Raw genomic sequence first — 7378 nt, 5'->3', positions numbered from 1 at the left:
CAAATCCAACGAATCAATATCTTTTTAAAAATGATATTATCACCAAGGGGAAAGTCTGCCCTTTTTTCTGATGAAAAATATTTTTCATTTATCTATTGACATTTATTAGCTGGACTTTTTATGTAATTGGTGTCTATAAATAACAAGTTTATTATACTTGCTTATGTTTTCGCGGTCAACTAAATCAAAATATAATCAACCAATTAAATACAACTTATATAGTAAACTATTGCAAAGGAGGTTTACAATGGTTGATTTTGGCAACAATTTGAAAACTTTGCGGCTAAAGAAAAATTGGACTCAGGCTCAATTGGCACAAAAGCTGGGAATTACCAAATCTGTTATCAGTGCTTATGAAACTGGCATCCGTTTGCCTTCTTATGATATATTGATTCACATAGCTAAGATATTTAATGTATCTACGGATTATCTTTTGGGATTGGAAAAAAAGTACGAGATTGACTTATCTGGTTTAACTGAAGAAGAAATACAAGCTTTATTGGCTCTCATCGAAGCCATGAAAAAATAATGTTACTTTATATGACAGATTTATTTTTATTCCATGCCAACCCTACACATGAGTGAAATCATGTATAGGGTTGGCCTTTCCTTTTATCCTACTAACTTCATCGCTTTATCCACCAGCCGATTGCCATCCAGACTCCTCTCAAAAAGATTCTCTCGGTAGGTTGCTGTCTCCCGGAGCGGTCTGCTGTGTGTTTCAAAATCACTGACGGCATTAATGAAACGGTACGCATTGAATCCCACATGCTGTAAATCTGGAGCTTCATAAAATCTGGTCAGCATATCTTTTCTCTGTTTTCTGACATTCTGTTCCTGTAAAGCGGTTGCCTGCTCTGGCACAGGGAGCAGGAGATGGACATTCCGTTCCACAGCTTCTTTATCCATTGGGATATTTCCAAGCTTTTCAATCTGCATTCCCAGTTCTTCCATATAATCTACGCTTCGTTCCATGGTTTCCAGTGCATCGTGGACATTGTTTTCCACACTACGGCTGTGCTTAAAAGACCAAACCTGTCTGGCGTTTCCCAAAGCCAGGTTGAGCATGTTAGAGCAGAGTATCCGTATTGGTGTGATGGCGATTTTAAAAGAACTGCTGGCATCGTGAGAATTCAGGAACACCAAGTAACTGCAAATTCTTTCTCCGTTGATGATGTATTGGTCTGGTATCTGGATCAATACCCATGTTTTCCGTCCCTGCTGGAAGACGCCGGCATACTGATAACGGAACCCGTGCTTTAGCAGTTCCTCACTGAAAGCAAAAGCCGTCTGATTCTGAACGACTTTGTATTTATCACTGACAACACCAAGAGCATATTGGTCTGTCGCGCGGATATTTGCTCTGTATCCTGGTATTTTTATGCCATCTTCTGTGTAGATTGGTTTTTGTTCCACCTGCCAATTAAGGTCTGCCAATTCCAGAACTTCTTCCGCTGTACTGGCACCACGCACATCTTTTCCCAGGCCGTCCCAGACGGTACGGCGGTTTTCAAATATCGTTCCTGTCGTTGTTTTCATAAATAATTCCTCCTCGTCATAGTATGATTTTTGATTTTTTTAAACTGCGATGGACAGTTTTTTCATTTCTGCGTCATAATGATAAATGGAGTCAGACAACCATTCTTCTTTTACGGTGAGAGAGTGGTTTGTCTTCTCCAGCATTTGTTTTAATTCTTTCGGTTTCAATCCTTCCCCGTCCGGCAGGAGAAGAAGTTCGTGGACAGACGCGGGGATAATGTAGAAACTTTTTCTAAACACTTTTGCGGCATTTTCCAGTAAAGCAGGAAAGAGAAGGGCAGCAGCATTCAAGTATTGTTCTGTCGCATCTCGTATCAGCCACATTTCCGGTTCTGATAGATTCTCTTTACTGTCAGTCCCAATCTTTGCATCTGATACCTGCTCGTCTAACTTCTGTAAGACGAAATCTCCGTTTTTCTCCATGTTATGTATGGCATCCACTAATACTGTAAATGTAGATACGTCCCATTGCCGGAACTGTTCAGTGAGGACGGCAACCCCGGTCTGTTCTGCCAGCAGCTCTGTACCGGATAAATCCCGCATATCCATACAGAAAACGGCGGCCAGATCAAGGAAAGGAAGGTACATTTTATCTTTCAGATATTTTTTATTCCATTGCCGGTTGATGAGCCGCAAATAAAGCCGGTCTTTTATCCTGCTGTAGTCTGACAGCTCCTTTGGAGTTGGGAAGGAGAGGAGCTGCTCAAATCTGTCATGTTCTGTGAGGATATTTTCTATGATGTTTTCCATAGTCTGCCCGGCAAGATAATCGTTATAATATTTTCCAAGAGAATATGTTGAAGATATGGGTTCTCCTTCTTTCTGGACGAGAAACCCTTTTTCGGCCGTACTGTTATTTTGGCTGATTTCCTCCAGATGGATATGGTAGTTGCTTCCAAGTTCATTAGATAATCTTTCCAACAACTTGTCAGTAAATGTATAGTAATCCATGATCTTTCCCTCCCTCTATGCTGCTTTATCTTTGGTCTTTTTCAAGGCTTCCATAGCTCGCAGATAAATTTCCTCGTCCATCTCTGCCAGAGAATGGATATCGTACCGTTTTAAAATATCCCATTCTGAAACACCGGTCCGTTTCATTTCTTTTGATAATGCGGTAAGGCGGGTTTTTGATAAGCCTTTCTTTTTTGAGCCCCTAGCTGATGAATGTTCCGGCTGCCGGGATTCTTTTTCGACAGCATCAGGAATCTCCCCGATAGAATACACCACGGTACCCTTCTGGTTGCAGATAGACAGGGAAGAGATTAAGCGATGCTCTTGGTGATAGGAGATAGAAGATACATAAAAGCTGTCCCGTGTCCGGAGCTTCCCGTCTTTTTCTTCGATATCGGTTTTATCTGCTGGAATCCAGATAAAGGGAGCCGTATAAAGCTCCCTTCCGATACCGATATTAAAACAGGCCCGCTTAAAGGAATCAGAGGCGGCGCCTTTTTCTGATTCTGAATAAGACGGAGTACCAACATCCTCCTTGCTGACCCATTCCCCATCTGCACCCCTGATACTTACGGTACAGAATAACAGGCCATTGATGGAACGATGTTCCCGTTTCCATCCATAGATGCCGAAAGTCTCATCTAAAATGTTCTGGTCTACCCGCGCGTCTTTATATAATAACAGGGACAGGCCGTTCCTGCGGATGATACCGGCCCGGCATTCAATCTCGTCGGCACGGAGCAGGCGGATTTCCTTTGGTTTATTGATTGCATTTTTTGTTTCTGCCATCGTGACCCTTCTTTCTTTTATATTTATTGATCATAAGACATCTTTTTACAGAGAAATCGTATCATGCTACAGAGAATTTTCGATAGCTGCTTTCTTTCAGGCAGTCTTTATAGGCTTCTCCCAGATGCTCTTTTACTTTATCCACATCTGTTGTATGTTTGACTATGGTTTTCCACGAAACGATATGATGTTTTGTCCGCCCTGTTTCATGTTCACCCAGCATGGCTTTTAACTGATTGGATACGGTTTCCTTCTGTGTTTTCAGATGACGGATGGATTCTTCCAGTTTTCCGTAGGTTTCTACCAGCTGTTCCGCATCGTGCGGAAGGATGATCTCTGATTTTTGTCCTGCCTTATATTTCTCTCCCAGATAACTGGCAGTAGCAGCAGCGCCATCTGGTTTTGGCGGGATTCCGGTGAGGACACAGTCCCAAAAGTTTTTCTCCATATCAATTAACTTGGAAATGTAGGTTTCATCCCGTTGGATTTCATGACAGTAGAAAGAATTACCGCCCACCACAGCACAGATATACGCTTTCTGATACCCAGTCACCGCAAGATAATGTTGCAGCTGTGCCATGTATTCTTCCGGGATTTCTTTTTCCCAGACTGTCCGCTTAAACTCCGATGCTGTTTTAGCTTCCCAGATACAAAGATTTCCCTCATCATCTCTTGTGATACCGTCCAGGTCAGCCAGCATAAAAGGATACTCTGTACTTTGCAGGATAAAATTCGAGCGGCGTACTCGATAAGCTGTCCGCCGCTCAAATTCCCTCCTTATAATAGGCTCCATCACATGCCCGAAATGTGTGTATTCATTCTCTGTTTCTTCTACAGGATATCGTCCGGTCTTGTCTTCCCAGAGCCGGAGGATGCTGTTATAGGGATTGATTCCAAGGATGGTTGCAGCATCGCTCCCACCGATACCGAGCCTGCGGTAACGGAGCCATTCTTCTGTAGAAAGTCCTTTTGTGGATATCATTTTTTTCATCATCCAGCCATCCTCCTTCCTGCAGCGTTTTTCCATTCTGTCAGCAGTTGTTCCGCTATCGCTGTTAGTTCATCTTTCATAGATTCCTCTGTTTTTAACCATTGCTGATAAAAACAAAACAGGAGATTCTTCTCTGAGAGAAGTTCCCTGGCCTGTTCGTAATCTGTTTTGGGCACGATCTCAAGAAGATTCCCGTAAATCTCCTGAATCGTAGTGATTTCATATGCCCTTTCAAACACTTCTTCAGGAGCCATGCCGCAGATTCCTTTTTCATAAGACAGGTATTCTGTATGAATCTTTGCATACAATTTCCGTTTTAACTGTTCTATGACCACTTATTTTCCTCCTTCCCATGATAACGGAACATAGAATATGCTCCGTTATCTTTTGCACACTGTCAGTCTTTTTTGTTGCTTCGGTACTGCATCAGTTCAGTGATGACCTGTGCGATGCACACGCCGACAGTTTCCGCAATCTTTGACCAGATACTTCCAAGACCTCTTTGCATTGTTACACCTCTTTCTTTATGAATCTTATAAACTACTGGTTACCGGAAAGATGGTGTATCATTCAAAACAGTCAGAAAACGGGTGCAACAAAAAAACATCCTACATTTTTATATACAGGATGCTTTCTTCATTACACAAAATAATAAAATTATGTCATTCAGGGGATATTTATTCTATCGTTTCCCCGGTGGATAATTTTTTGATTTCTTCTATAGACAGTCCGGAGAGCTCCGCAATCTCTTCATCGCTAAAGTCTCCTTTTTTCACCATCCGAAAGGCTACGTCTATCTTTCCTTGTTTAATTCCTTCTTTTAGTGCCTGATTTCGCATATCTTCCATAGCTTTACACATAATAGCGATTCCCTCCTTGCTCTCTTTAAAATATCTTGCCCGGTCGGCCAGAACCTTGTAATGCATCTGGGATGGCTGTGTGCAGGAAAAATCATGCATTAATTTTCCAAGAGGAGTCTCACTGCGATAGACTCCATTCACAAAGAGAATGTGTGTGCCGTCTCCAAATGCTTCGCCGGTCTCATGTATCACCCTTTCCCCAGAGTACGAAGGCAGCCCTTTTTTCATTATACTAAAACATTCTGCTGTTGACAATTATTGTTGATTTGTCTAAGTACTCTGGTTTCTGATATGCTGAACTACTTTTAGTAGCTGCCATATCTCATTTATCTGTCTGTGCGGTCATTTGTTTCTTGATATAATCCAGCAGCGCTTCTTCGGGAATCCTCCATTTATATTTGCCAAGGCGAAATCCCCGGAGTTCCCCGGTATCTAGCAGTTCCCGGAGCCTTACTTTGCTGCATTTTAAGATTTCTCTTGCTTCTTCAAATGTATAGAGTGCAATATTTTTATTGCTCATTGTTCCACGCCACCTCTTTTCCTCTTGTATGTTTTTTGGCAAAGTTACTAAATGTATTTGTCTGTATTCCATAAAACATCTCCCGGAACGAAGGAATATAAGGACAGTCATCCGATAATGAGATAGGCGACAAATGGATTTCTTTATATGCTTTTCGTATATTGCGCAGCTTTTTTACACTTCCAGGAAAATCTGCTGGATTAAATTCTAAGCCCTTTTTCCGACATATATTGTAGATTCTGTTTAAATCCAGCATATTTGTTCTTTTTTTATTTCTGGTAGGAAATTCCTTTGCGATATATTTCTCAAGTAACGATTTGGAAAGCATGGAGCCATTATCAAATATTTCCAAAAAATAAGTATTGAATAAGGAAGAAGCCTGCTCCATCACCCGGAACAGAGACGTCTCCGAAGAACCGGGATCTAAAAGTCCTTGCTTTTTTAAACATTTTCTACTGAGAGAAATTTCAAAACGGAGAAGACCTTTGTGCTGTCTGGTTTCCACAGGATAATGTCCGAAATCTTGTAAGTTCTGGTTTTTATCATATATCTTTCCCTGAATTCCCTTGCTTTTATTTTTATATAAGCAGGCAACCTCTTCTTTCCAGTTATTTTCTATTTTCTGCTTTTCTGTCATAATCCAAAAATCATATCCGTAAGGTAGTTGTGTTGCCTTGCATACTGAGATAATCTCTCTACTGTAAATAGTGGACGGTGTAGGAATATCACGGGTCAAATCTATCCGTCGCATTTTTAGCTTTTTTGTAAAAAATGTATTGGTTTCTTTTTCAATCTGTTCAAATATCTGAGTCAGTTGAATTAAAACTTGCTTCATTTCTTCCAGTAAAGTAATTTCACCCATAGGTTGTCCTTCGTGGAGCACTTTATATGGAGTGACAATCCATTCGACTTTTACTTCTGCGTGCTCTTTATCATACTGGATTTCTTTCTCTGTTCGATATTTGAAATATATTCTCAAACCATTTTTAGCGAACTTCATGACACAAAATTCATCGTTGTTATTTTTGAGATTGTCCATGTTGTATGTTTGCCAAATCCTTTCGGCCTCTATAAATGTCAAAATTGTTTCCAGACTAAATGTGTGGATGAATGGTGTCTGATTGCTTTTAATATCATTCATGATAAATCTCCTTTCTTGGTTTTGTTAAAATCAATTTATTTTTTATCAAATTGTTATGGTTGGTTTATAAAATTATTTTGTGACTCAAATTTTTTACAAATTTGTTCCAGAGAGATATTTTTTTTACAGATTGTTATACAACTAAATAAATTTTAATTTATTATAATAGATTTATAAATAATTATTATAATATATATAATTTATAAATAATTATTGGGATAATCTACGTTTTATTTCTCATAAAAACGGGATACTAAAATCTATTCTATATATATCAAAAAAATATAAAAACAAAACTTAACCAACATAAACTGTAATGAACTGATAGAGACCAACTAAAGCTTATTTTTATGGTACACGCTCAATAGCGAGTACCTTGAAAAATTAAGAGCCGCCTCACGGCAGCCCTGGTTATCAGTTCTTTCGGATTCCGTCCGGTAGATTTGGTGACCATGGTAACAGATCATTCAGAAAGGACCGGTCGGTATCATCCATATGTTTCGGTATCTCTTCTAAGAGATATACGAAGTAATCATACGGTTTTAGGTTGTTTGCCTTTGCTGTTTCCGCAATGCTGTAGATGATTG

General features: G+C 39.9%; 10 protein-coding genes. 1 reads left to right on the top strand and 9 read right to left on the bottom strand.

Features of this window, described 5'->3' with window-relative positions; genetic code table 11:
- Window positions 1-247: 247 nt before the first annotated feature.
- Entirely contained in the window at window positions 248-529 is a 282-nt protein-coding gene (locus B5E53_RS18205) for a helix-turn-helix transcriptional regulator (protein WP_087317532.1), read from the top strand.
- An 83-nt stretch (window positions 530-612) separates the two neighbouring features.
- Here B5E53_RS18205 and B5E53_RS18200 read toward each other — a convergent pair whose 3' ends face one another.
- The 9 genes from B5E53_RS18200 to B5E53_RS18165 all read right to left on the bottom strand — a co-directional run bounded on the left by B5E53_RS18200 (window position 613) and on the right by B5E53_RS18165 (window position 7364).
- The gene (locus tag B5E53_RS18200; RefSeq protein WP_087317530.1) at window positions 613-1539 is read right to left on the bottom strand and encodes a DUF932 domain-containing protein; all 927 of its coding nucleotides are present in this window, start codon (window positions 1537-1539) and stop codon (window positions 613-615) included.
- A 39-nt stretch (window positions 1540-1578) separates the two neighbouring features.
- Complete coding sequence (locus B5E53_RS18195; RefSeq protein WP_087317528.1) at window positions 1579-2490, bottom strand: DUF5688 family protein; 912 nt, start codon at window positions 2488-2490, stop codon at window positions 1579-1581.
- A gap of 15 nt (window positions 2491-2505) precedes the next feature.
- Complete coding sequence (locus B5E53_RS18190) at window positions 2506-3279, bottom strand: Rad52/Rad22 family DNA repair protein (protein ID WP_087317526.1); 774 nt, start codon at window positions 3277-3279, stop codon at window positions 2506-2508.
- A 61-nt stretch (window positions 3280-3340) separates the two neighbouring features.
- Window positions 3341-4273: a lambda-exonuclease family protein gene (locus tag B5E53_RS18185; RefSeq protein ID WP_162611972.1), complete on the bottom strand. Its 933-nt coding sequence runs from the start codon at window positions 4271-4273 to the stop codon at window positions 3341-3343.
- Window positions 4270-4605, bottom strand: a complete 336-nt coding sequence (locus tag B5E53_RS18180; protein WP_087317522.1) for a DUF3848 domain-containing protein — start codon at window positions 4603-4605, stop codon at window positions 4270-4272. Before B5E53_RS18180 ends, B5E53_RS18185 begins: the two co-directional genes overlap by 4 nt.
- A 342-nt stretch (window positions 4606-4947) precedes the next feature.
- Window positions 4948-5322, bottom strand: a complete 375-nt coding sequence (locus B5E53_RS18175) for a hypothetical protein (protein ID WP_140401535.1) — start codon at window positions 5320-5322, stop codon at window positions 4948-4950.
- Between the two features lie 130 nt (window positions 5323-5452).
- A complete protein-coding gene (locus B5E53_RS19395; protein ID WP_158097091.1) occupies window positions 5453-5650 on the bottom strand; it encodes a helix-turn-helix domain-containing protein in 198 nt (65 codons plus the stop codon).
- Window positions 5640-6791, bottom strand: coding sequence for a hypothetical protein (locus tag B5E53_RS19390; RefSeq protein ID WP_162611971.1), 1152 nt, complete (start codon window positions 6789-6791; stop codon window positions 5640-5642). Before B5E53_RS19390 ends, B5E53_RS19395 begins: the two co-directional genes overlap by 11 nt.
- Window positions 6792-7205: 414 nt before the next feature.
- Window positions 7206-7364: a transposase domain-containing protein gene (locus B5E53_RS18165; protein ID WP_343215686.1), complete on the bottom strand. Its 159-nt coding sequence runs from the start codon at window positions 7362-7364 to the stop codon at window positions 7206-7208.
- Window positions 7365-7378: the final 14 nt, after the last annotated feature.

The organism is Eubacterium sp. An11 (assembly GCF_002161065.1).
Lineage (GTDB): Bacteria > Bacillota > Clostridia > Lachnospirales > Lachnospiraceae > Anaerobutyricum > Anaerobutyricum faecale.
Note: the sequence above shows the minus strand (reverse complement) of the source record. Positions and strands in the feature narration are given on the sequence as shown.

Bases quoted from the DNA above. Each gene is read 5' to 3' on its own strand.
- B5E53_RS18205 (WP_087317532.1), top strand. From the start codon at position 248: ATGGTTGATTTTGGCAACAATTTGAAAACTTTGCGGCTAAAGAAAAAT.
- B5E53_RS18200 (WP_087317530.1), bottom strand. From the start codon at position 1,539: ATGAAAACAACGACAGGAACGATATTTGAAAACCGCCGTACCGTCTGG.
- B5E53_RS18195 (WP_087317528.1), bottom strand. From the start codon at position 2,490: ATGGATTACTATACATTTACTGACAAGTTGTTGGAAAGATTATCTAAT.
- B5E53_RS18190 (WP_087317526.1), bottom strand. From the start codon at position 3,279: ATGGCAGAAACAAAAAATGCAATCAATAAACCAAAGGAAATCCGCCTG.
- B5E53_RS18185 (WP_162611972.1), bottom strand. From the start codon at position 4,273: ATGATGAAAAAAATGATATCCACAAAAGGACTTTCTACAGAAGAATGG.
- B5E53_RS19395 (WP_158097091.1), bottom strand. From the start codon at position 5,650: ATGAGCAATAAAAATATTGCACTCTATACATTTGAAGAAGCAAGAGAA.
- B5E53_RS19390 (WP_162611971.1), bottom strand. From the start codon at position 6,791: ATGAATGATATTAAAAGCAATCAGACACCATTCATCCACACATTTAGT.